Source organism: Legionella jamestowniensis (assembly GCF_001467745.1).
Classification (GTDB): Bacteria; Pseudomonadota; Gammaproteobacteria; order Legionellales; family Legionellaceae; genus Tatlockia; species Tatlockia jamestowniensis.
Map to the genome: position 1 here is coordinate 985,075 of NZ_LNYG01000013.1, position 23,130 is coordinate 1,008,204.

The window sequence follows — 23,130 nt, forward strand, 5'->3', positions numbered from 1 at the left end:
AAAGGAGATTTTAATGGTGCAATTTTTTCGACATGATTTTGCCGCAGAAGTGGACGATTTAGTTAAACGCATGGAAGTATTAAAGCAAGCACTTCAGGAAAAAAGTGGGGAAAATGCAGAAAACAATAAAGATTTGGCAACCAAATTTACTATTGCAGCCACGGATATTAATACTGTTATTAGCAATTACAAGTCTGCTATTTATAACAGTACGAATGAATCTGAGAAAAGGCAGTTGGTTAATGAGTTTAAAGACATCGTTGTTTGCTTGGAAACCCTACGTGAAAACCCGCAGACACCTCGTCTTAATGAACTAATTGCAAATCTTAAGAAAACTAATGAGCGTTCACCTAGCAAAGAAGCCCTGGCCCGAATAGGCGATGCACTTGCAACCATGTTTTGGTTAGGTGTTTTTATGATTTCAATCGTGTCACTGACTGTTTCTATGTCAACTATACCAGCAGATCCATTGGGGGGTATTGCTTTTTCTATGGTCTCCTTTGGTTTAATGAGCTATTCGTTTTACAACATGTTGAACCATTTTGATGGCGTGTTTGAAAATAAATACTTCTATGAAAACTCCCGACAAATTAATGCAGATGATATTTCATTTTTAAGCAATATTAAGGACGCTTATACACCAGCAGCAGAAATATCTACATTAGCAGTTTAATTTTCCTGATTCCTTCCCCCTGGGGGAAGGAAAAACACTATGCTATAATGCCATTCAACTTGAATCCATGTATAATGATAAATTCATGAACACATGTCTTCTTTGTTTTACAGCTTAAGTCATGTAATACTCTTACCGCCATAGGTCATTATGATTGAAAAAATTCGCAATGTCGCCATTATCGCCCACGTCGATCATGGTAAAACTACTTTAGTTGATAAATTACTGCAGCAAACTGGGACATTAAATGAGCGTGCCCCTAAAGTTGAGCGCGTCATGGACTCCAATGCATTAGAAAAAGAGCGGGGAATTACCATTCTCGCTAAAAATACCTGCGTACACTGGAACGGCTATCAAATTAATATTGTTGATACGCCTGGTCATGCGGATTTCGGCGGTGAAGTTGAACGTATCTTATCCATGGTGGACAGTGTTCTATTACTTGTTGACGCCGTAGATGGCCCTATGCCACAAACACGCTTCGTTACGCAAAAAGCCTTTGCACGTGGATTAAATCCAATTGTGGTGATTAATAAAATTGACAGGCCTGGCGCCAGACCTCATTGGGTGATGGATCAGGTATTCGATTTGTTCGACAATCTGGGTGCAACGGATGAGCAACTCGATTTCCCAGTAGTTTATGCATCCGCATTGAATGGTTATGCCAAACTAGATTTGGAAGATGAAGCTGAGGATATGTCCGCCTTGTTGCAAACCATTGTTGATAAAGTGCAACCTCCACCAGTAGATGCTGAGGGGCCTTTTCAAATGCAAATAAGCTCTCTGGATTACTCTTCCTATGTGGGAACTATCGGTATTGGGCGTATTACACGCGGACATATCACCGCAAAATCCCCCGTTAAGATTATTGATAAAGACGGCCAGGTTCGCAGTGGCCGTTTACTGCAACTCTTGGGCTTCAAAGGCTTGGAGCGTGTCGAAGTTGAACAGGCACGGGCGGGCGATATTATTGCAGTCACAGGAATTGAGCAGCTTAATATTTCTGACACCTTATGTGATCCGAACCATGTGGAAGCATTGCCTCCCTTGACTGTGGATGAACCGACTATCAGCATGACCTTTCAAGTCAATGATTCTCCCTTTGCTGGTCAGGAAGGTAAATTTGTTACCAGTCGTAAACTTCGGGAACGATTACAAACCGAACTTTTACACAACGTGGCCTTGCGTGTTGAAGATACAGAAGATCCTGATAAATTCAGGGTTTCTGGTCGAGGTGAGCTCCATCTTTCTATTTTAATTGAGAATATGCGCCGTGAAGGTTATGAGTTAGCCATCTCCAAACCAGAAGTTATTCTGCGCGAAGAAGAGGGTGAACAACAAGAACCTTACGAACGCCTTACAGTGGATGTTGAAGAAACACATCAAGGCAGTATTATGGAAAAGCTGGGGGAGCGCCGGGGCGAATTGCAAAATATGCTGCCAGATGGCAAAGGACGCGTGCGGCTTGATTACATTGTTCCCACGCGTGGTTTGATTGGATTTCATACGGAGTTTCTCTCCAGTACTTCAGGGACAGGCTTGATGTACCATGTGTATGATCATTACGGCCCTGCTATTCGAGGTCGTATTGGTAAACGGAATAATGGGGTGCTGATCGCTAACTGCCAGGGGGCAGCCCGCGCTTTTGCTTTATTCAATTTACAAGAAAGAGGCCGTTTATTCATTGAACCTCAAACAGTTTGCTACGAAGGGATGATTGTGGGCATTCATGCCCGTGATAATGATCTCGTCGTTAACGTGACCAAGGAAAAGCAGTTGACTAATATCCGCGCTGCGGGTAGTGACGAAAATATTTTATTAACCCCACCTATCAAACTTTCCCTGGAACAAGCGCTGGAATTTATTGATGACGATGAGCTAGTTGAAGTAACACCGCAATCAATACGCCTGCGCAAAAAGGCCTTAAAAGAGCATGAGCGTAAGCGTGCATCGCGCTCCAGTGAAGAATAATAATGATTTGAGTGTTAGCCCTCCTTCTCGAGGGCGTCTAAAATAGGCGTCCTCTCTTTGCTCTCTTACGATTTAGCATTTATAGTTATAAAAAGTCTATGTGAGCTTGTATGAGATCAGGTCTACTTAATTTTATTTCAGAACTGCGCGCCAGTTATTGGTACATTCCCTTGATAATGGCCATAGCTGCTTTTCTGCTCGCTATTTTAACGCTACGGCTTGATAATATCCTGGTTTGGCACTGGCTAGAGACATGGGGTTGGCTGCATGCAAAAAATCCCGAGGGAGCAAGAATTCTTTTATCTACCATCGCTACTTCGATGATTACTGTTGCCGGAGTCACTTTTTCCATCACTATTGTGGCTGTAGCATTTGCTGCAAGTCAAGTTGGGCCTAGGCTTGCAACTAATTTCATGCGCGATAGATCCAATCAAATTACCCTTGGTACTTTTATTGCTACGTTTTTATTTTGTCTATTTATCCTACTTGCATTATTCAATGCCAATAAATCTGGAATTATCGAAGTAGACAACATAGTTTTTGTTCCTCATATTTCTTTGCTTGTCGCAATTTTACTGACCCTAAGCAGCATCATTGTTTTGATTAATTTTGTTCATCACATTCCAGAAAGCATTAATATGTCCAATATAATTGCTCAAGTTGGAGAAGAGTTTGCTTGTCAAATTGATAGGCAATTTCCTATTAATATAGGAAAAGAACATCCTAAAAAACCAGTTGATATACCTCAACGTTATCAAAAGCATAAAGCTATTGTTGCCAAAAAAAATGGCTATATTCGTATTTTAGATGGCAATTCTCTTATAGACATCGCCCACAACAATGAGTTAATCATTCAATTGGAAGTGAGGCCGGGTGATTATGTTGCTGAGGATTCGCCTTTACTCGACATTTATTTCGCAAAAGAAATAGAGAATAGCGTTTGTGAACAATGCTTAAATACTTTTGTTCTAGGCCATAAACGTAACCAGGAACAAGATATTCTCTTTCTTGTAGATGAAATGGTGGAAATTATTGCTCGTGCTCTATCATCCGGTGTGAACGACCCATTCACAGCAATAAACTGCATGGACTGGCTGCAATCAAACTTACTTAAAATCTCAAAAACCGCTGAACCTTCCCCTTATCGTTATGATTCAGAAGATAATTTACGTTTAATCACAAAGCCTATCAGTTTTACTGAGTTTTGTGAGCTTATTTTTTGCAGGATACAACCCTATGTCTGTAGGGACAGGAATGCAGCATTACACCTGATGACAGTGATTATTTCAATTTATAATAATATTAATAATCATGAGCATAAAATTACTTTAGCATCCCATGCTCAATCACTCAAAGATGCAGTGACTAACTTTCTTATGAATGAGGATTCGAACAGAATTCGTAACTTATACAATAAAAACTTTTCTACGTAGTTTATAGTGATGTAATCTACTCTTTAGATGAAGATAAAAGATTAGTCTCTTTTTCAATTACTTTTGAACGCTTAGCCTGCTTTTTAATTTCATTTCGATCACTCTGCAACCCACCTTCTGCATGAGTTGCTACTGTGGTTGATTCTTTACTTGGCTTTATTGGCTCACATACAGGTTTCTCGCTAAATTTTGCTGCTTGCAATTGTTTGGCAGTCTTTTTATCAAAACTCAACTCGATTTCTGTACCTGGCATTGTAATCTCTGCCTCTTGAAAAGCACTTTTTACCAAACGAATAGCCGATGACTTAACTTTCTGCCAATTGTATTTATTGCTATTAAGCCAGAAGTAAATGCGTAAATTAACAGTTCCTGAGAGTATATTATCCACCAACACCAAAGGTTCTGGATCTTTTAAAATTGCGGGATGTTTTTCGAGGGTTTCTACGGCAACTTCTTGTGCTTTGGAGATTGACGTATTTCCTCCAATGCCAATGATAAAGTTCTCACGACGATTAGGGTTACTTGTATAATTATAAATATTACTCTGATAGACAACCGCATTAGGAACCTGCACTAAATGACCATCGGGAGTCATGAGCACCGTCGCTCTAGTCGTTAATCCCTGCACATAACCTGTGACACCTGCTACTTCAATTAAATCTTCATTGTGAAAGGGATTTTGTATACTTAATAAAATACTGGCCAAAAGATTCTCGGTAATATTTTTAAATGCTATACCTAAAATAATACCCATGATTCCTGTACCACCCAAGATAGTAAAAGCCATGGTGGTTAACCCTAACAATCTTAAAATAATATAGACCCCAAATAAGATAAAAAGGAATGACACAGCATGAGCGATTACATTAGAAAGAAGGGGATGAAGCTTTCGGGCATTTAAAGCCCTACGACTGGTAGCAGCAATAAGTTTTGCGACAAACCAAGAAATCATTAAAACAACTAACGATAAGAAAAATAGCGGCAAATTTCGTATTAAGGCTTTCCATTGCTCTTTAAAACTTGCACTTAATTGTTTTTGGAAATCCCAAACAGAGGAGCCCACTATTTCAATTTGATTAACAACCGCTACAACGTCCTGCGTATTATGGGCCAATGTTTCTGCCCATGTCTTATATTCTTTCGTCTTAGTCCTTCCTTTCAAAAACACGACACCATCTTTGACGCTGACCTTTGGATTCTGGTACCAGGAAGTGGCTTTGAGTATTTCTTCAATCCGCTTACTAATTTCTGTATCACGGACAAGGGGTTTTACTTCCACTTTATTGGGTATTTCTGATGGTTGAGGAGAGGAAATCGTTTGATTAGGTTTTGATTTTATTGTTTCAGCACCGAATGCAACGGGGACAAAAGTTATTAAACATATCCAACTTAACAAAAAAACCAATTTGTAAGGATCTATTGCTAATCTTAATGACATCCCTTTCCAAAAATTAATAACTCATCAACGATTATTTAGATTAATATAATTAAGGGTTATACATCAACAATGAAGTGTATTTGATCATCTAGTTTATAGGATATAAGAGGAAATACTGTAAAATAGATAATAGGTACCCTTTCTTTTGTTAATAGTAAACGATGAAGCAAAAATTTAAACGCGTTATCCTCTATGCACGCCAGCACCGTGCTAATCAAGATGTCAATGAAAGTTTGCAGCGTCTGGTAGATTTTCTGCATCACGAACAAATCGATGCCTATTTGGATATCGATACAGCAACTTATTTTGATGTGGATTTACCTACCCTTGACCGCAATCTTATGGGCAAAAAACAGGATTTGATTGTGGTTGTCGGCGGTGACGGCAGTCTATTATCGGCCGCTCGCATGGCCATTAAAGTCAACGTGCCGGTTATTGGCATCAATAGAGGCCGACTTGGATTTTTAACCGATATTTCGCCTCAAGACATAGAGCCCCATCTTGGTGCAGTTTTAAATGGTCAATATGAAGAGGAACATCGTTTTTTGCTTCATACATCCATTCACGATGGGGAAACCATCTATTTTCAAGGGGATGCACTAAATGATGTCGTTTTAGGGCGAGGAAATGAAACCCATTTAATTGAATTTGATGTTTTTATTAATCAACGTTTTGTAAGCCGCTATCGCTCTGATGGTATGATTTTAGCCACTCCCACAGGTTCAACAGCCTATGCCCTCTCAGCAGGCGGCCCTATCATGCATCCTCAACTCAATGCCATAGTGTTAGTTCCCATGTTTTCGCACAGCTTAAGCTCACGCCCCTTTGTTGTCGATGGTGAAGTTAAAATTGACTTAAAAATTAGTGACCGGAACGAAAGCGATTTGCGTATTAGCTGCGATGGGCATGAGTCTCGACTAGTAAAACCAGGGCAGGTGGTTTCAATCGAAAAAAATGCACAACATTTGCGTCTATTGCATCCTCTTGATTACCATTATTATGATACATTACGCATTAAGTTAGGCTGGGAATCTAAACATCAAGGATAATCATGCTTGTAACCTTGCGCATCGAAAATTTCGCTATTGTCAAAAAACTGGAGCTTGACCTCTCAGCAGGCATGACCGCATTTACAGGCGAAACAGGAGCTGGAAAATCCATTATGATTGATGCTCTCATGCTGGCTCTTGGTGAGCGCGCTGATGCTTCGGTCATTCGCGCCGGTGAAGAAAAATGTGATATTACTGCAAGCTTTCATATTGAACAGGATTCCCTTCCAGCCCAATGGTTAATTGATAACGACTTACAAACTGAAGACGGCACTGTTATTTTAAGACGCGTTCTTTATAGTGAAGGGCGTTCAAAATCTTACATTAACGGACATCCCTTTCCTCTGCAAAGGGTTAAAGAACTCAGTGAAATGCTTGTTCATATTCATGGACAACATCAGCATCAAACGCTATTGCAGCATGCAACTCACCGTGAGCAGCTCGATCGATACGCAGGGCATTTTGCATTGCTGGACGAAGTACAGCAATTGTATAAAAAAAGCCAGAAAATTAAGCAAGAATTAGAGAGTTTGCGCAATAGGGGCGCAGACGATGATAAAATTACTCTGTTGAAATTTCAAATTGAAGAATTATCAACCCTTAATTTACAAGATAATGAAATAAAAACGCTGCATGAAGAGCATCAACTACTACATCATGCCTGTGATTATTTGCAAAGCACACAGCAAATTCTCCATTTGTTAAATGCCGATGATGAAGCCAATATTTGTCAGCGCCTCAACCAAATTTTGCAACTATTGCACAACCTACCACAAGAACATACCAGCATAAAAACCAGTTGTGAGTTAATCAATAGTGCAATTATTCAATGCGAAGAAACACTCACAGAGGTTAAACACTTTGCCGAACAGGTGCAATTAGATCCAGAGCGCCTTCAGGAAGTAGAAACGCGCATGAGTATACTTCATCAAGTAAGTCGAAAATATCATGTCGATGTTAATCAATTATCCAGCTATCTGTTGCAACTACAAGCGCAATTAAACGAATTGGAGGATAGCGAAAGACGTATTGAAATACTTGAACAAGATTATAAAAAGCAAACTACCGCCTTTGAGTCAGCAGCTCTTAAGCTTCGAGCCTCTCGTGAATCGTATGCAAAAAAATTAGCAGCAGAAATCACTGCAACTATTCAACAATTAGGGATGCCTAAAGGGTATATAGCAATTGAAATTACACCGCTTGATAAAATGCAGGCACATGGCTTGGATAGAGTGGAATACAAAGTTTGCACCAATCCAGGCATGGCTCCAGATAGCCTAGCAAAAATTGCTTCCGGTGGAGAGCTCTCAAGAATTAGTCTTGCTATCCAGATGATTACCGCCCAGCGAGGCGCCACTCCCACCTTGCTTTTTGATGAAGTTGATGTAGGTATTGGCGGTGGCACTGCAGCCTTGGTAGGCCAACTTCTTCGTAAATTAGGGGAGCGCTTGCAGGTTTTTTGTGTGACACATCAACCCCAGGTCGCTTCTTGCGCACACCAGCATTTTATTGTCGAAAAACACAGTGACAAACAGCAGACTTATTCCCACATTATTGCCTTACAAGACAAGGAAAGAATTAATGAAATTGCACGCATGCTAGGAGGTTTGACAATTACTGAGCAAACCCGCTCTCATGCGAAAGAACTGCTAGCACAGGGAAATGCGTGTTTTGAAGTTGCTTTATGAGGGAAAATTATAATTACACAGGTGCCAAAGACGTTTCAACGGCAGGCTCATAACTATCCTGAAGATGGTTTAGCAATGAAATATTTTCTACATTAATTAGTCGATAGTCGTTGTAGAAATCCTTGGCTCCGAATGCACTCTGAAGATTCTTCGCCGCTTTGTAAAGGCAGCCATACATCAAACCAAAGCATCCCAGCGTGAAAGCAATACCAAATGCTGGATTTTGAGGCACAATGAACAGAGATATAGTAAAAGACACGCTTGAAACGATTAACCCCCCCAACCAGAATAAAGCGAAAAGCCCATCGATTACACGCTGTAAGGCTTCGAAATAAGGTAAAGCCTTATTTGTTTTTTCAATGCCTTTAATGAAGTTGTTAACATATTGAGGATCATGATTATTGCAAATGGCCTCTAAACAAACAACAATACTTTCAAAGTCGCTGATCAATACCTCTCTCTCGACTCTATTGTTTGTATTGCTATAGATAGCAACGGTATAGTAGTTGATAAGGGTATCCATATCATCCGCTACAGTTGTGTATTTATTTGCCAATGCGGTATTTGCTTCTGCATTCTCCTTATTTTTATTTAAAAATAATTGCTGCAATTGTCTCATACGTCCAGTCAATTCAATAACTTCTACGGTACGCCCATCTTGAAAAAATTTAGGCATCTAAACCTCCCTGGAGAATTTATGGATGCCGTGCATAAAGCACGGCAGGTAGACACAGCTGAGGCAATTTTGCGTTCAAGCCAGATTCGTTCCCCGCTGTGTAAGCTTATAAGCGAGAAAGCGATAATCAGATTAAAACGATTACTTGCTTATTGATTTGCTCATGCAGTGTCTCGATAAACTCATTTACTGAAGACACCTCTTTACCACATAGAAAATTAGCGGCCCCTTTTTTAACAAAAGCCCTAATCGCTTGTCCCAATTGTCCATGGCGCAAGACTTCTTTATGGACGAGCAGATTACTACGTTCACCGTCCTCATTAAGAGCCTTACTCAAGGCAGTAATTGCTGCATCCTCCTCTTCTAAGCTAGGTTCTTTTTTAAAGATGCTACAAGCCCAGTGAACCAACCCTGAGTTACGATGCGGCCGTCTAGTTTTTTGATAATCCGTAAGCAGATTTACCAGATTTTCGCTAATTAGTGGAGCCAATGCTTTTTGATAGAAAGCCATCTCAAGCTGAATATTTTTATGTTCATCTTTGTTTAACACAGCAATTAAAGGCAGGTTAAAATTCTCATTCGCTTTTTTAACTGTGTCAATGTTTACATCGGCATCATCAAAATACACAATACGGTTTACCCAGTCTGGTTTATATTTTGCAAATAGAGCAAACATATAAGCCTTTTCATCCACATAATAAGTTTCATTTGCCATCATGTCGGCAAATATTTTTGCACTCTTGGTCACTACACCGACAACATTACAAACATCTGTAGTATGTTCCCTAATGTCAGCGATCTTATCTTCTGTGGAAGCGGCAAGAGCTTCTGCAAAAGCGATGCCGGGTCTGGAAGCCAATGCGTCATTGAGGGCCGCATATTTGTCTTCTGCTAATAAATCTTTAGTCGTTTTACCAGTCGTTTTACTATTAAGACACTCGTCTAAAAATTCTTTAATTAGATTTCTATCTGCTAGCCAGAAAAGGTCATTGGGGGTAATAACGCCATGCACTGTAAAACCCTTCGTTTGCATATGATCGATAAGCTTTTGGCGATCTGCAATTTTTGAAGGGTAGAGATGCATGGAGCTGAATAAATAAACATCGCGAATCCCCGCTTTTTTAAGGGTTTCCAATAAATTATCATTGTATATTACGGTATCGGCATTACCCTGAAACACCAGGGTATTATCAACATCCAGCAAACCAACATCCTTTTTAACAATCAGGCCAGGCATTATTCACTCTCCAATTAGAAATAAAATGAACACATTTAACATTGACCTAATTGTAATTAAAATGAACAATAAAAAGATATGGGTAAATTTACCCACGCCTATACGATATCATTTCCGAATGTTTCATCGCGATAAATTCTTATACCCATAATTATCATGGCGGTATTGTAAACAATGTTAATACCTATGTAGCAAATAATGGCGCCAACTAGATTCAACCAGGGGATAAAAATCAGGCAGGCAATAATTTGCAAAAAGAGGAGATTTAACGTTAATTTTGCACCTACCCTACTGCCTTCTTTGGAGTATTGAATCATTTTGTAAAGAGGCATCGATATCGCATAAGTAAAAATATTTATCAGGCAAATATAAGTGTAAGGTAGCGCATCAATAAAGTTAGATTGATAAAGTAATAAAATCTTTTTGGCAAAAAGGCCAATAATTAAAGCAATAAAACAAGCAATCCCAAAGCAAATTAGCATGTATTTTTTCATTGTTTTTAAAAGTACTTCTTTACTTTGCGTAAATGCCGCAGAAATATCAGGACCAATCAAAATGCCAATGGGCCCAATGGCAATAAATGCCAGAGAAATAATTGAGGTGATTGCGGAAAATAAGCCTGTAGCATGTTCCGTATGTCCCAACCACTCAATAACAAGGAGTGGAATCGCTGTAAAGACAAATTTGTTTAAATTTTGTACTGTATAACCATATATTTTTTCTTTCCAAACATCCACTGTGATGCTGGCATTCGTTTCAGGGTTTAAAAAAATCTGTAATTTCGTTTTCTGTTGAATAATGAATGCCACACCGACAGTAAATAAATAGCTTAAAATAAAGCCTATAAGCATTACATGGGGAAAATAATGGGGATCATCGTGAAATAAAACAGGATAAAGATAAAAATAAGTAAATAAACTTAACAAGAAATAGATGATAGTCTGTATTAAACTCAAAATAATTGCGGTGCGCATATAATCCACAGCACGAAAGAACTGTAGATAAATGGTATACATGGAGATTCCTACGGCCCCCCAAAGAAAAAGGGATAAAGGATGACTAATTTCAAACAAGCGTAAGCCTTTAATTGCCAGGCTTAGGCTAATGATTGACAAACTTAATAACAAACCTCCAACAAGCAAACTTAAATAAATAGGTTTAAGAAAATCCCTGACGGAGAATGTTAAAGCGACAATATCTTTATATTTTTTTTTCACATAAAACTTAGGGACATAATAGCCAATGATTGAGTCAATACCGAAGGTAATGATTGTTGCGATTAAAAAAAGGGCATTTGTTGCAACAGTAAAATCACCAAACAATACCTCACCAGCATGTCTTGCTACCAACATATTAATGACAAAAAGCATAAATTGGTCAGCAATGATAATTAATAAATTAAATAAAAATTCCATAAGCATTACGGCCGATTAGCAAACTATAAATATATCAGCTATTTCCTTATTAGAAACAGTAAAATTGAATATTGAATATCACTTAAAAAAAATTCATATAATCAATGCGATTATTATCTACCAAAAAGAGGATATCGGTTTTATAAAAAAAACTTAATAACGATTTATACTTAGAGAATGATTATAAAAAAAGGATAGTAATGATAGGACTGATACAAAAAATTTTATTTACCATGATTCAAGATATGCGAGGCGACGAAGGTGTTAAAGAATTAAAGAAGCTCGCGCAAGTCCCATTAGATAAAACGTTTCAAATCAATAATATTTATTCCGATGAAGAATGGCAGCGTCTTTTCCTAGCGGCGCAAAACATGCTCAATCTAAGTCAGGAAGAAGTCGAAATGCAGTATGCGAATTACTTTTGCAAAGATGTTGTGCAACGATTCCCTACTTGGTTTAAGATGTCAAAAAACTCCTATGATTTTTTATCCATACAGCCAACTATTCACAACTGCTTTGCAACCAGTACAGCTGATGCTGAATCCAGGCAGGCTGTTAATGAAAAATTCAAGCTGGAGCAATTACCCAATCAATTAATTACTCACTATCGCTCCCCCAATCAATTATGCGGTTTATATAAAGCTCTGGCCCAGTGGGTTATTGCCTATTATCAGGATAAAGCAAGTATAGAAGAGAAAAAGTGTCTAAAATTAGGGGATAACGAGTGCGAAATCCATGTTAAATGGACAAAATTAAGGAATTAGCATGCGTCATTCAGATTTGGCATTTTCTGAGGTTCAAAAAAACATTGAAGAAATGGCAAATCAACTTTGTCTGGCAGTAAAAGGCGAGTTTGACTTTACCATCAAAATTGACACTGAAAATGAAAGCATGCAAAAACTCACGATGCTGGTTAATTTCGTACTAGATACCGCCCGTCGCTCATTAGTTGAAGTCAGAGAGAAAAATAACCGGTTAATGGAGCTTGATCAGCTAAAGTCTGATTTTATTGCCAATGTGAGCCATGAGCTTCGCACCCCCTTAACCCTAATTTTGGCGCCACTAAAAACAATTCTTGAAAATAAGAATCAGCCCCTATCCGAAGAGGTTTTGCAAAATCTTCAGCGAATTCAGCGGAATGCAGCCCGATTGTATACTCTGGTAAGCAACATTCTTGATTTTTCAAAACTTGAAGCTGGAAAATTTATCCCTCATGACGAATTGATTAATTTAAATGCGTTTATTTCACAGCTTGTCGATGATGCCCAAGATTTGGCAAAGGAAAGGCATATTGATTTAACGTTTAAAGCGCATGGCAAAACGAAGGACGTACTTCTCGATAAAAATATGCTCGAGAAAATTTTACTTAACTTAATATCTAATGCCTTAAAATTTACACCAGCACAAGGATTTATTACTATCGAATTACAGCAAAACACTAATACTTGTATACTTATCCGTGACAGCGGGACAGGCATACCTAAAGAACAACTGCCTTCTATTTTTGATCGCTTCCATCAAGTGGACTCTTCAAGCACCCGTGCTTATGAGGGCACAGGTATAGGTCTTACTGTTGTGAAGCAATTCGTAGAACTATTGCAAGGCACCATTGCAGTGGAAAGTGAGGTTGGGAAGGGAACTACCTTCCGTATTACTTTACCCGCTCGTTTTGCCAAGGACTCCAAGAAAAAGCTAACTGTTCAAGCTAGAGACTCCTCTTTTGAAACATTCAAAACAAGTCTTTCTACTACGCCAGGCGAAACAGTGAGGGCCTTCAACGCGTCACACAAGAAAAATCAATTGCCTTTGATGATTCTGGCGGATGACAATTCCGATATTAGGGCCTATATCGTCTCTTTGCTGAAAGATAAATTTAATATTATTGCTGTTGAAAATGGCAAAGCCGCACTTGAGGCCATCGATCAATCCAATCCACAGATTATTTTATCCGACATTATGATGCCTTTTCTTGACGGTTACGAATTAACTAAAATTTTAAAAAGCAAGAAAGACACCTGCCATATTCCTATTATATTAATTACTGCAAAAGCAGGTGATGATGCGGTTGTCACAAGCCTCGATGTAGGCGCTGATGATTATTTGGTAAAACCCTTCTCCCCTCAGGAATTAATTGCACGAACCACGGCTGCCTACAAACATTATGAACGTTATCTGGAAAATTGTCGGTTGAATTCACAATTACTCACCACTGCAAGGCGCGCAGGGATGGCTGACATCGCCACGTCCATTTTGCATAACATCGGTAATGTGCTTAACAGTGCGAATGTATCTTTAGACATGATAAAAGAAAACTCCAATCAACCTTACTTACAGGATTTAACGCTTGTTTCTTTGTTACTTAAAGACAATATAAACAATCTCGCTTCCTATCTAACGACAAATAACAAAGGAAAATTACTACCTGACTATTTAATAGCCCTGATTAATAAAATCAGCCAGGGACATGAAGCGATTGGCAAGGAGATGAATTGTTTAAGAAATCAAATCGCCCATATTAAAGAGGTAGTGGCCATGCAAAAATCACTCAGCGGCATTTCTGGTGTGTTGGAAAAATTTTCTGCTCGGGAAATTATTGATAGCGCCGTTTCAATCTGCGAGAATTCTTTTAAAAAACAAGATATTAAAATAAAAATAGAAAGCCCTGAGGATATCTTTATAATCACAGATAAAGCCAAGTTGTTACAAATACTTATTAATTTAATTCAAAATGCCATTGATGCTGTGAGTGGCTTTGACAACATTCCACGAATCAATAAATTTATCTGCTTTACTGTAAGAGAGCAGCTAGAACAGTCTAATATTACTATTAGTGTGCAGGATAATGGGATAGGCATAAAAGAGGAGCATCAAGATAAAATTTTTACATTTGGCTTCACCACTAAGCCCGACGGCCATGGTTTTGGTCTACATACAAGCGCACTCGCAGCAAAAGAACTCGGAGGTAGCTTACAAGTAAGAAGCAAAGGTGTGGGGCATGGCGCAGAATTTATACTGACACTACCCCTGAAAGAGGTAGAACGGAGAGCGATGCATGGTGACTACGAGAAGCGTAAAAATTCTCATTATTGATGATAATCCAGATATCCATTCAGATTTCATCAAAATATTAACGACAAAAAGTGCCCATGAGAATGATCAACTTGCAAAATTTGAACATCAAGTCTTTGGAAAGCAGCATTCCAATTCCAATTTACCGTCTTTTCGTCTGATAACCGCCACCCAGGGACAAGAAGGAGTTGCCAAAATTGCAGAGGGGATTGAAGAAAATGATCCCTATGCATTAGCGTTTGTTGACATACGTATGCCACCAGGATGGGATGGCATTGAAACCGCTAAAAAGATTTGGGAACTTGATCCTAATATCCAGATAGTTCTTTGTACTGCTTATTCAGATTACACGTGGGAAGAAACAATTCAGCATCTGGGGCAACGGGAAAATTTGCTTATCCTTAAAAAGCCATTTGACAGCATTGCCGTACGACAATTGTCGTGTGCCTTGACCAAAAAATGGGAGTTACTCCAAGAAACACGAGACTATACACAATTACTGGAAAAACAAGTTAAAGAAAGGACGCGGTCTTTGCAAGAATCATTATCAGTCACACGAGGAACACTTGAATCATCCGCTGATGGCATCCTGGTGGTAAATAATAAAAATCAAGTGATTGATTACAACAAAAATTTAATGAAAATGTTTCAAATAACCCAAAAGGATATTTTAGAAGAAGCCTCTTCTATACTTAACTTCATTGCTGAAAAAATTGACAAACCCAACACTTTCCTAAAGTTTGTCTTTAAATTAGGAATTTCGAAAAATAACAGCAAAACCACCACACTAAAATGCAAAGATCGACGGATTTTAGAAATTTATACACAACCTTATAAACTGCATGAGACGATTACAGGACGCATTTGGTGTTTTCGTGATATTACAAAACGTGCCTTATTAGAAGAACAGCTGCAACACCAAGCAACACATGATTCCTTAACTCAATTACCCAATCGCGTGTTATTAACCGATAGACTATCGCAATTAATTTCTAATGCGAAACGCAATAATACGGTATTTTGCGTGCTGTTTTTTGATTTGGATCGTTTTAAATTAATTAACGACAGCTTTAGTCATATCGCGGGTGATAAATTATTACAGGACGTTGTCCAAAGAATTCGTCAGGTCATGCGGGAAGAAGACACCCTGGCAAGACTAGGAGGAGACGAATTCGTTGCCCTTTTAAAGTCACATGATGAAACAAATGGGGCCAAAGTCGCCAAAAAATTTCTTGATGTTTTTCATAATCCTTTTGAGGTAAATTCTCATCAAATCCGAATAACCCCGAGTATCGGCATTGCTATTTTCCCACGAGACGGACAATCAATTGATGAGTTATTACGAAATGCCGATATTGCGATGTATCGCGCCAAAGAAGAAGGCGGTAACCAATTTCAATTCTATACTTACAGCTTAGGCAAAAAAAGTGTGGCGAGAATGGAACTGGAGGCCGAATTATATCAGGCTCTCGAACGTGATGAATTCTTTTTATGTTATCAGCCTCAACTTGATTTTAAAACAAAAAAACTGGTATCCGCCGAGGCTTTAATTCGTTGGCGTCATCCTAAGAAAGGGATTCTCTTACCTGTTAATTTTATTCCGTTGGCTGAGGAAACCGGGCTTATTCTTCCCGTTGGTGAATGGGTTTTGCGAGAGGCTTGTAAACAGAATAAACAATGGCAACAACTTGGGCTACCCAATATCCGGGTAGCGGTTAATGTAGCTACCAAACAGCTTAAGCATCCAGAATTTGGTATTGTCGTGCGTGAAATATTAGCAGAAACCAAGCTAAGCCCTGAGTTTCTTGAAATAGAAGTTACAGAAAATGTAATTTTAACGAGCAAAGAAGCTGCTTCGATTTTTAGTGATTTAAAAAAGCTGGGGATCCATTTGGCGCTTGATGATTTTGGCTCAGGCTATATGCTATTAAATCATCTCAAAGTATTCCCTATTGATAGAATCAAAATTGACAAATCCTATATTAGCAACATTCATTACAACAAAGTCGATGAAGTAATTATTCAAGCGATTATTACCTTAGCCCACAGTCTTGATTTAGAAATTGTCGCTGAAGGCGTGGAGTCTTGCGAACAACTTCAATTCCTGGAAACCCATCATTGCACGGAAGCACAAGGTTATTATTTTTGCAAACCACTTGCTTCTAATGAGTTTGAGGCATTCCTGAGAAAGAGTGAGTCTGTATAATTTAAATCATTTTTTTCTCTAATTCACAATAGACTTCTTTGTAATCATCTGAGGAGAAATCATCATCATTAGGGTAAAGAATGTAGTCTTCTGCCTTATCTTTTTGATAAATAAGATAATCATATTTTTTATTAGAATCAATCTGAATAATTATCCCTAACTTATCTGCCATTTTATTTGATTTAAACCAGTTAACTTCTTTCGCGTGTGCGATATCAGGTATTAGGGCAAAGTTTAAAAATTCATCGCGAGTAATTTCAATCATTTCTATCCTTAAAATAGTCACGCCATTTACATATGGTTTCTGATGATCCTTAAAGAAGAATAGAAAACTGTGATAATTTTTTCAAATAATCTCTTAAGTAACTCTTTGCCAAAAGACAACAATTAGTATCGCATTTTTAAGAGTGTCAGTAATGCAAAGCTATCTTGCAATTACCGTCGTTTTGGGCAAAGCTAAGGATTTTCCTTGAGATCGTATTTAGCCTGCAAAATGAGATCCTTCAAGCAGCTGCGCTGCTTTCAGGATGACGTGCGGTATAAACCGTCATTCTGAGCGTAGCAACGTCATTCTGAGCAAAGCGAAGAATCTCCAGCAGCTAAATCCAATTTTAAACAATCCTTCGCTTTGCTCTGGATAACATCGCTTTATTTATAATTTAAGCAAACCTGACTTTCCCTGCCTTTGTAACCTTTTCCACTTGCTTCTTGCCCAAATAGGCTATATTAATTAAAAAGACAATGCTTATCTTGAAGCTCCAAAAAAAGGATTATCTAGAGTTCAAGAGGAATGGAGGGAACATGAATCAATATGATTATAAAGGCTTTAAAGTAAATTATAGGGTGGACTTATCGGATGCAGTCCCTCATTTATATAAAGCTGATGGCTATGTTATCCGTGCCACTGAAAATAAAAATAGTAATTCACCCCAAAAATTCCATACCGAACACCCCACTAAAAAGGGGGCAGAAATTGAAATTAAAAAACTTCTCGAAGACTATATTGATTTTGAATGGCAAGAATTTTACGAAATGCAAAATGAAAGCCAGTAATTCTTTGAATTAATGTATTGTTTTATCGGCGCAAAAACGCGGCTAGAACAATTAAACTGAGTCCACCGATAAAAAGCGACGTTGCTAGCGGCCGCTTGCGTGCTTTTTGTAAGACAAGTCCTGAGTAGTCTTTAACATTATCACTAATATGCGATACGGTTTCTCGGGTGTCTTCATACAGATTATTGGCAATTTTTTTACCGCCTTTAAGTATTTTTTCTGTACGTTCTTTTACCTGAGAATTCCCGCCACTTCTAATATCCATGTCCAACTCCTTAAATCCAATTTAGCAAATTAAATACATCCTGTATGAAAGTATAGCAAATAGTCAATTAAAGAGCGTTTAATGCCAAGGATCTCAGTTGAACTTCGTGCGTTTTATCAACCAATAATAAATGATTAGCCGGTACATCTTGCCAGTCTGTATTAAAATTAGTAAGCCTCTCCGAAGCAATTAAACAACATTGGTAAGTATGTTGAGGATGTTTAACCGTTGTTGTGTGATCAAACGTTGTAAAGCAACCGCCCACGAAATAATGTAATGATTCAGGCTTGGCTTTTTTATGGGTGGTATAACGGCTGGCCACTAATCGCTCGCCATCTGTTAGACAAACATTAAAATAAGAAGCCTCACTGGTGCCGAAATATTTAATGAGTTCATTAATTTGTGCAAACGTTTCTTCCAGTACATCCGCAACTACCGCTAATTGACTTAAATCTTTCCCTTTTGCCAATTGTAAAAACAAAGCAAAGAGATGCTCAGAATCGGTTTCCCCTTGAATCCAATGGTAAATATCATCATCAAGCAAATGGCGTAAATGTCGTTTAACCACAATAAAATCTGCAATATCCCCATTGTGCATTAACATCCAGCGCCCATGAATAAAAGGATGGCAATTGTAGTTAGTGACACCTCCAGCGCCTGCGGCTCTCACATGGGCAAAAAAACAGGGGGATTTAATTTTAGCGGTAAGATGCAACAAATTTCTATCATTCCAGGCTGGCGAAATAGAAGTAAACAGAGCAGGTTCTTCGCTAATCAATGGCGTATACCATCCTAAACCGAAGCCATCACCATTGGTAGGCACCACCGTTTCACGCGCATGCAAGCTCTGCATTACTATCGAATTAGCAGGTTTAACCAATATATCATCCAATAACGCTTCATGCCCCAAATAAGCTACAAAACGACACATAGGAAACTCCTATTTTTATTTTTAACTATAGCAAGAAAAGCAGGAGAAATTTTTCACAACCACCTATATCTTTTAAATCAATTAGTTATTGCATAAATTAGTAAGGAGGGCTTAACCTATAATTATGAAATTATCAGGAGTTTATACACCTGCCATAATTTACCCTAACCAGGTGAAGGAAGCCTAAAAACTGCAATATGTTTTAAGGGATGTTTTTCCGTTTATTTAATTAAGAGATTTATATGCAAGATGCTTATCTATTGTTCTTCATCTTGGGCTTAACATTATTGATGTTCATGTGGGGACATTATCGATATGATACCGTAGCCTTAATGAGTCTTCTTGCCCTGGTATTAACGGGGCTTGTTCCAGTCGAGCATGCATTTTCAGGTTTTGGTAATCCTGCTGTAATTACAGTAGCAGCGGTAATGGTCATCTCAGCAGTATTGATCCAGGCAGGCTTGGTGGAGGAAATCCTAAAGTACATTAAGCCCTTTTGCACTTCACCGACATCACTCATTGGTTTTACTTGTTGCATTGCTGCCTTTTTATCCGCCTTTATGAACAACGTTGGTGCTTTGTCCCTCATAATGCCGGTAGCCATTCAGGGGGCAATCAATGCAAAATTGTCGCCGTCAAAAATTTTAATGCCCTTATCGTTTGCCACCATCTTAGGGGGAATGACAACCAAAATTGGCACGCCACCTAATTTGATTATTTCCGCCTATAAAGAAAAGCTAACCCAAGTCCCCTTTACGATGTTTGCCTTTACGCCAACAGGATTAACAGTGGCCATAGGAGGCCTTATTTTTATTATATTATTGGGCTGGCGATTCCTTCCTTCACGTCGCAAAGCAACAGGCGAGGGTAGTGAACTCTATCAAATACAAGATTATATTAGTGAAATTCGAATTCCTGAAGACTCTCCTGTAGTGGGTATGGAGCGTCAACAGCTTGAGCGCTTTATCGAAGGGGATTTTTCTATTCTAGCACTTATTAGAGGACGTAAGAAAAAACTGGTTGTCCCCTATGATGAAGAATTACAAGTCAATGATATTTTAATCATTGAAGCTTCGCATGAAGATTTATACCGTTTAATTGAGAGCGGCAAGCTCGAATTAACACAGGGCGAAGTAATTTCACCGGAAATTTTGCTGGGTAAGGATGTCAGTACGGTTGAGGCAGTAGTTACCCCAGGCTCAAGAATTCAGGGACGCTCCTGGCAAAAACTTCGAATTCGCTCCCGCATGGGATTAAACTTACTGGCTGTAGCACGAGCAGGAAGAGCTATAAAAAATCGTTTAAATCATGTTAATTTTAATGCAGGCGATGTTTTACTTATTCAAGGCCCCAGTGAAGACCTACGAGAAAATGTAGTCAGCTTAGGCCTGGTTCCCCTGGCAGAAAGAACCATTAATGTAGGCTTTAGACGCAGCACATTAATACCATTAACTTTCTTTATTGTGGGTATTTTACTCTCAGCACTGCAAATTCTCCCCATTGAAGTGGCCTTTACGTTGGTTGTAGTAGGCCTGGTAATCGTTAATATTCTTCCCATGCGCAAAGTCTATCAGCATATTGATTGGTCCATTATTGTCTTGTTGGGCGCTTTAATTCCTTTAGGGGAAGCATTAGAAAGGACAGGGGCGGCTAAAATGATTGGAAATTTCTTGTTAGCCATGACAGGAAGCGGCTCTATTCTTCTTGTTTTAGGATTGTTATTGCTGATAACCATGACGGTGTCAGATTTGATGAATAACGCTGCCACAGCCGTCGTGATGGCACCTATTGGGGCAGATTTAGCTAAACTACTGCATACCAATGTCGATCCTTTTTTAATTGCAGTCAGTATAGGTGCATCCTGCTCCTGCTTGACACCTATAAGCCATCAGAACAACACTTTAGTCATGGGGCCAGGAGGATACAAATTTTTTGATTATCTGCGACTGGGAGTGCCTTTAGAGTTGGTAGTACTCGCTACAGCGCTACCCGCACTGTATGTATTTTGGCTCTAGTAAATAACGCATAGACAATCAGGCTTTTTTCTTTGATTTTTCAGTTTCTTTTTTTGGAAAAGATTGCTTGCCTTTCTTGTCTTTACCCATGCTTTTCTTAAGTAAGGTAATAAAATCAACTACATCATCTGGCTTTCGAACTCTTTCCCTGGTTTTTTTACCGGCTTCTTTCTCTGCTTCTGCCGATTTTTTCTCAATCCATTTCGTCAATGCTTCCTGATAATCATCATGGTATTTTTCAGGCTTCCAAGGAGCTGTCATGTCTTTTATTAATTCAGTTGCCATTTTCATTTCTCGCTCTGAAATCTTATAACTTCTTAGCGATTCTGTAGGTACTTTTAAATCATCTTCTGGACGAATCTCTTGTTGAAACCGAATAAGATTAAGTACGAGTGCATTTTCATGAGGCATGACCAAACATAAGTATTCTTTGGTGCGAATCATGGCCTTCGCAACCCCCACTTTCCTGGTTTTTTTTAATGCCTCCCTTAAGAGGACGTAGGCCTTTTGATTTTTAGAATCAGGTACAATGTAATAAGGTTTATCAAAATATAGGCTGTCAATCTCATCCAGCTCAATAAATTCTTCAATGTCAATGGATTTATACACTTCAGGGCTTGCCTCTTCAAAGGCTTTTTCATCGACAATAATGTAATTCCCCTTATCAAATTCATAACCCTTTACAATCTTATCCCAAGGGACTTCTTTATCGGTATTACTGTTAACCCGTTTATAACGAATCCGCGATTTATCACGAGCATCTAATAGATGAAAATGCAAATCTTTTTTTTCTTCAACAGGAATAATTTGCACTGGAATTGTAACCAAACCAAATGAAATATCACCTTTCCATATTGCTTTCATAACATCATCTCAATTATTTACTTAGTTTAAGTATATAGGGCAAAAATAATGCAACGATGCAAGTTAAATCACTTTTCCAATAATGCGCGCCTTTGCTTTAAGAATTACTCCTAGTATTTTGCCGTTGCATCACTAGCCGGAAAAGTATCTTCTATTGTTTTATCCAATCTTTTCTCTTTTTGCTTTCGCTTGGCTTTTAATGCCTCCCTATTCTTATTGGATGAATCCACGTTTGTTTTCTCATTTTTTGGTCTAACTTCTTTATCCATTGTTTCTCCATATAGTTAGCTATTTACAATTATTCCTCCATTAGGATGTAACACTTGTCCTGTCATATAGGATGAATCAGCAGACGCGAGGAAAACAAAGGCTGGGGCAATTTCAGAAGGTTGTCCCGCTCGTTTCATCGGTGCTTGCAAACCAAATTTAGCCACTTCTTCCGCACTAAAACTTGCAGGAATTAAAGGGGTCCACACTGGGCCAGGTGCCACCGCATTCACACGAATTCCTTTTTTAAGTAAATTTTGTGAAAGCGAGCGGGTTAACGCGATAATTGCCCCTTTAGTAGCCGAATAATCAATGAGATGATCACTTCCTTTGTAAGCCGTAACTGACGTAGTATTGATAATCACACTCCCCTTTTTTAAGTGAGGCAATAGTGCTTTAATCATATAAAAATAAGAAAAAAAATTTGTTTTAAACGTTTCTTCAAGTTGCTCACAACTGATCTCCTCAATGGTGTCTTTAGGATGCTGTTCGGCAATGTTATTGACAAGGATATCAATTTGCGGTGCCAACTTTAGTGCTTTATTCACCAATTCTTTACAAGCTTCATTGGTTTGTAAATTTGCTGGTAAAAGCCAACAGCGACTTCCTGTGCTTTCAATAAACTGTTTTGTTTCTTCCGCATCTTCATGCTCATTCAAATAGTGAATAATAATATCAGCTCCCTCTAGTGCAAAAGCACAAGCGATAGCTCGTCCAATACCACTGTCCCCTCCGGTGATAAGCGCTACTTTACCGGCTAGCTTATTACTACCTTGATAATGAGGGGCTACGTACTGTGGTCTTGGATGCATATGTGCTTCTATGCCTGGTTGTTTGCTCTGATGCTGTGGCGGTTGCTGTCTTTCATTAGTCATACATC

20 protein-coding genes are annotated in these 23,130 nt (G+C 38.6%); 10 read left to right on the forward strand and 10 right to left on the reverse strand.

Annotated elements, in window-relative coordinates; genetic code table 11:
• Window positions 1–13 precede the first annotated feature (13 nt).
• The 3 genes from Ljam_RS08670 (at window position 14) to Ljam_RS08680 (ending at window position 4,077) form a co-directional block, all read left to right on the forward strand.
• Window positions 14–673 (forward strand): hypothetical protein, encoded by a 660-nt coding sequence (locus tag Ljam_RS08670; RefSeq protein ID WP_058449645.1) that lies wholly within the window; start codon window positions 14–16, stop codon window positions 671–673.
• A 150-nt stretch (window positions 674–823) separates the two neighbouring features.
• Window positions 824–2,644 carry a translational GTPase TypA gene (typA, locus tag Ljam_RS08675; protein ID WP_058449646.1) on the forward strand — a complete coding sequence of 607 codons (1,821 nt, stop codon included), beginning with the start codon at window positions 824–826 and terminating at the stop codon, window positions 2,642–2,644.
• 110 nt (window positions 2,645–2,754) lie between these two features.
• Entirely contained in the window at window positions 2,755–4,077 is a 1,323-nt protein-coding gene (locus Ljam_RS08680) for a DUF2254 domain-containing protein (protein ID WP_058449647.1), read from the forward strand.
• A gap of 16 nt (window positions 4,078–4,093) precedes the next feature.
• Here the strand turns inward: Ljam_RS08680 and Ljam_RS08685 are convergent, their stop codons facing one another.
• The gene (locus tag Ljam_RS08685) at window positions 4,094–5,515 is read right to left on the reverse strand and encodes a mechanosensitive ion channel domain-containing protein (RefSeq protein ID WP_082651610.1); all 1,422 of its coding nucleotides are present in this window, start codon (window positions 5,513–5,515) and stop codon (window positions 4,094–4,096) included.
• Window positions 5,516–5,676: 161 nt separating this feature from the next.
• Here Ljam_RS08685 and Ljam_RS08690 point away from each other — a divergent pair, with 161 nt between their 5' ends.
• Both Ljam_RS08690 and recN read left to right on the forward strand, forming a co-directional pair.
• Window positions 5,677–6,564: an NAD(+) kinase gene (locus tag Ljam_RS08690; protein ID WP_058449648.1), complete on the forward strand. Its 888-nt coding sequence runs from the start codon at window positions 5,677–5,679 to the stop codon at window positions 6,562–6,564.
• A gap of 2 nt (window positions 6,565–6,566) precedes the next feature.
• Complete coding sequence (gene recN, locus Ljam_RS08695; RefSeq protein ID WP_058449649.1) at window positions 6,567–8,252, forward strand: DNA repair protein RecN; 1,686 nt, start codon at window positions 6,567–6,569, stop codon at window positions 8,250–8,252.
• A 13-nt stretch (window positions 8,253–8,265) separates the two neighbouring features.
• Here the strand turns inward: recN and Ljam_RS08700 are convergent, their stop codons facing one another.
• From Ljam_RS08700 to Ljam_RS08710, 3 genes are all read right to left on the reverse strand, one after another.
• Complete coding sequence (locus tag Ljam_RS08700; RefSeq protein ID WP_058449650.1) at window positions 8,266–8,928, reverse strand: hypothetical protein; 663 nt, start codon at window positions 8,926–8,928, stop codon at window positions 8,266–8,268.
• 127 nt (window positions 8,929–9,055) lie between these two features.
• Window positions 9,056–10,165: a hypothetical protein gene (locus Ljam_RS08705; RefSeq protein ID WP_058449651.1), complete on the reverse strand. Its 1,110-nt coding sequence runs from the start codon at window positions 10,163–10,165 to the stop codon at window positions 9,056–9,058.
• Window positions 10,166–10,263: 98 nt separating this feature from the next.
• Entirely contained in the window at window positions 10,264–11,580 is a 1,317-nt protein-coding gene (locus tag Ljam_RS08710) for a lipopolysaccharide biosynthesis protein (RefSeq protein ID WP_131762393.1), read from the reverse strand.
• Between the two features lie 200 nt (window positions 11,581–11,780).
• Here Ljam_RS08710 and Ljam_RS08715 point away from each other — a divergent pair, with 200 nt between their 5' ends.
• From Ljam_RS08715 to Ljam_RS08725, 3 genes are read left to right on the forward strand one after another with little or no spacing between them, the layout of a single operon-like run.
• Window positions 11,781–12,344 carry a heme NO-binding domain-containing protein gene (locus Ljam_RS08715; protein WP_058449653.1) on the forward strand — a complete coding sequence of 188 codons (564 nt, stop codon included), beginning with the start codon at window positions 11,781–11,783 and terminating at the stop codon, window positions 12,342–12,344.
• 1 nt (window position 12,345) lies between these two features.
• A complete protein-coding gene (locus tag Ljam_RS08720; protein ID WP_058449654.1) occupies window positions 12,346–14,670 on the forward strand; it encodes an ATP-binding protein in 2,325 nt (774 codons plus the stop codon).
• The gene (locus tag Ljam_RS08725) at window positions 14,633–16,855 is read left to right on the forward strand and encodes an EAL domain-containing protein (RefSeq protein WP_058449655.1); all 2,223 of its coding nucleotides are present in this window, start codon (window positions 14,633–14,635) and stop codon (window positions 16,853–16,855) included. Before Ljam_RS08720 ends, Ljam_RS08725 begins: the two co-directional genes overlap by 38 nt.
• A 1-nt stretch (window position 16,856) precedes the next feature.
• Here Ljam_RS08725 and Ljam_RS08730 read toward each other — a convergent pair whose 3' ends face one another.
• Entirely contained in the window at window positions 16,857–17,120 is a 264-nt protein-coding gene (locus Ljam_RS08730) for a hypothetical protein (RefSeq protein WP_058449656.1), read from the reverse strand.
• Window positions 17,121–17,656: 536 nt separating this feature from the next.
• Here Ljam_RS08730 and Ljam_RS08735 point away from each other — a divergent pair.
• On the forward strand, window positions 17,657–17,908 hold the full coding sequence (locus Ljam_RS08735; protein ID WP_058449657.1) for a hypothetical protein: 252 nt from the start codon (window positions 17,657–17,659) through the stop codon (window positions 17,906–17,908).
• Window positions 17,909–17,930: 22 nt separating this feature from the next.
• Here the strand turns inward: Ljam_RS08735 and Ljam_RS08740 are convergent, their stop codons facing one another.
• Together Ljam_RS08740 and Ljam_RS08745 are read right to left on the reverse strand one after the other, a co-directional pair.
• A complete protein-coding gene (locus tag Ljam_RS08740; protein ID WP_058449658.1) occupies window positions 17,931–18,173 on the reverse strand; it encodes a hypothetical protein in 243 nt (80 codons plus the stop codon).
• Window positions 18,174–18,240: 67 nt separating this feature from the next.
• Window positions 18,241–19,104 carry a class II glutamine amidotransferase gene (locus tag Ljam_RS08745; RefSeq protein ID WP_058449659.1) on the reverse strand — a complete coding sequence of 288 codons (864 nt, stop codon included), beginning with the start codon at window positions 19,102–19,104 and terminating at the stop codon, window positions 18,241–18,243.
• 242 nt (window positions 19,105–19,346) lie between these two features.
• On the opposite strand from Ljam_RS08745, the gene Ljam_RS08750 reads away from it, so the two are divergent.
• On the forward strand, window positions 19,347–21,119 hold the full coding sequence (locus tag Ljam_RS08750) for an SLC13 family permease (protein WP_058449660.1): 1,773 nt from the start codon (window positions 19,347–19,349) through the stop codon (window positions 21,117–21,119).
• Between the two features lie 18 nt (window positions 21,120–21,137).
• On the opposite strand, the gene ku is transcribed toward Ljam_RS08750, so the two are convergent.
• The 3 genes from ku to Ljam_RS08760 form a co-directional block, all read right to left on the reverse strand.
• Complete coding sequence (ku, locus tag Ljam_RS08755; RefSeq protein ID WP_058449661.1) at window positions 21,138–21,983, reverse strand: non-homologous end joining protein Ku; 846 nt, start codon at window positions 21,981–21,983, stop codon at window positions 21,138–21,140.
• A 110-nt stretch (window positions 21,984–22,093) separates the two neighbouring features.
• Complete coding sequence (locus Ljam_RS15210; protein ID WP_156411922.1) at window positions 22,094–22,252, reverse strand: hypothetical protein; 159 nt, start codon at window positions 22,250–22,252, stop codon at window positions 22,094–22,096.
• 15 nt (window positions 22,253–22,267) lie between these two features.
• On the reverse strand, window positions 22,268–23,125 hold the full coding sequence (locus Ljam_RS08760) for an SDR family oxidoreductase (RefSeq protein WP_058449662.1): 858 nt from the start codon (window positions 23,123–23,125) through the stop codon (window positions 22,268–22,270).
• Between the last annotated feature and the right edge of the window lie 5 nt (window positions 23,126–23,130).

Coding starts and splice junctions, on each gene's coding strand:
- Ljam_RS08670 (WP_058449645.1), top strand. CDS start 14: ATGGTGCAATTTTTTCGACATGATTTTGCCGCAGAAGTGGACGATTTA.
- typA (WP_058449646.1), top strand. CDS start 824: ATGATTGAAAAAATTCGCAATGTCGCCATTATCGCCCACGTCGATCAT.
- Ljam_RS08680 (WP_058449647.1), top strand. CDS start 2,755: ATGAGATCAGGTCTACTTAATTTTATTTCAGAACTGCGCGCCAGTTAT.
- Ljam_RS08685 (WP_082651610.1), bottom strand. CDS start 5,515: ATGTCATTAAGATTAGCAATAGATCCTTACAAATTGGTTTTTTTGTTA.
- Ljam_RS08690 (WP_058449648.1), top strand. CDS start 5,677: ATGAAGCAAAAATTTAAACGCGTTATCCTCTATGCACGCCAGCACCGT.
- recN (WP_058449649.1), top strand. CDS start 6,567: ATGCTTGTAACCTTGCGCATCGAAAATTTCGCTATTGTCAAAAAACTG.
- Ljam_RS08700 (WP_058449650.1), bottom strand. CDS start 8,928: ATGCCTAAATTTTTTCAAGATGGGCGTACCGTAGAAGTTATTGAATTG.
- Ljam_RS08705 (WP_058449651.1), bottom strand. CDS start 10,165: ATGCCTGGCCTGATTGTTAAAAAGGATGTTGGTTTGCTGGATGTTGAT.
- Ljam_RS08710 (WP_131762393.1), bottom strand. CDS start 11,580: ATGGAATTTTTATTTAATTTATTAATTATCATTGCTGACCAATTTATG.
- Ljam_RS08715 (WP_058449653.1), top strand. CDS start 11,781: ATGATAGGACTGATACAAAAAATTTTATTTACCATGATTCAAGATATG.
- Ljam_RS08720 (WP_058449654.1), top strand. CDS start 12,346: ATGCGTCATTCAGATTTGGCATTTTCTGAGGTTCAAAAAAACATTGAA.
- Ljam_RS08725 (WP_058449655.1), top strand. CDS start 14,633: ATGGTGACTACGAGAAGCGTAAAAATTCTCATTATTGATGATAATCCA.
- Ljam_RS08730 (WP_058449656.1), bottom strand. CDS start 17,120: ATGATTGAAATTACTCGCGATGAATTTTTAAACTTTGCCCTAATACCT.
- Ljam_RS08735 (WP_058449657.1), top strand. CDS start 17,657: ATGAATCAATATGATTATAAAGGCTTTAAAGTAAATTATAGGGTGGAC.
- Ljam_RS08740 (WP_058449658.1), bottom strand. CDS start 18,173: ATGGATATTAGAAGTGGCGGGAATTCTCAGGTAAAAGAACGTACAGAA.
- Ljam_RS08745 (WP_058449659.1), bottom strand. CDS start 19,104: ATGTGTCGTTTTGTAGCTTATTTGGGGCATGAAGCGTTATTGGATGAT.
- Ljam_RS08750 (WP_058449660.1), top strand. CDS start 19,347: ATGCAAGATGCTTATCTATTGTTCTTCATCTTGGGCTTAACATTATTG.
- ku (WP_058449661.1), bottom strand. CDS start 21,983: ATGAAAGCAATATGGAAAGGTGATATTTCATTTGGTTTGGTTACAATT.
- Ljam_RS15210 (WP_156411922.1), bottom strand. CDS start 22,252: ATGGATAAAGAAGTTAGACCAAAAAATGAGAAAACAAACGTGGATTCA.
- Ljam_RS08760 (WP_058449662.1), bottom strand. CDS start 23,125: ATGACTAATGAAAGACAGCAACCGCCACAGCATCAGAGCAAACAACCA.